Origin of the sequence: Gilliamella sp. Pas-s95 (assembly GCF_009795795.1) — a bacterium.
GTDB lineage: Bacteria > Pseudomonadota > Gammaproteobacteria > Enterobacterales > Orbaceae > Gilliamella > Gilliamella bombicola.
The window spans coordinates 1-395 of record NZ_WTFC01000098.1 but is presented as its reverse complement, the minus strand read 5'-3'; the positions used below and the strand labels follow the sequence as shown (position 1 = coordinate 395).

The 395-nt window shown below is 41.3% G+C and carries 1 protein-coding gene; it reads left to right on the top strand.

Features of this window, described 5'->3' with window-relative positions; translation table 11 throughout:
- Positions 1-20: 20 nt before the first annotated feature.
- A partial coding sequence (locus tag GQ598_RS11390; protein WP_160404144.1) for an IS5 family transposase occupies positions 21-395 on the top strand: 375 nt, incomplete at its 3' end.

Below are 395 nucleotides of genomic sequence, written 5' to 3'. Positions count from 1 at the left end.
CAACCATAACTCGATTCATCATGCCAAGAACAATGCTAACAGATAAACGGTGGGAAAAGCTACTACAAATAATGAAAAATACCGGCCGAGTTTATAATAAATCCGAGCATCGGATGACGTTTGAAGGGCTCCTTTTCCGAATGAGAACCGGTATTCCTTGGCGAGATTTGCCAGAAGAGTTTGGTGAATGGAGCACCGTCTATGGACGATTTAATTTGTGGTCTAAAAAAGGAATATTAGTTGATATTTTCAAACATTTATCACAACTAGCGGATTTTGAATGGGTGTTCCTAGATGGCTCGATTATCAAGGCTCATCAACACAGTACAGGCGCTGCAACGGAGCATTCCGAGCAAATAGGTCAGAGCTGTGGTGGTCATTCAACTAAAATTCAT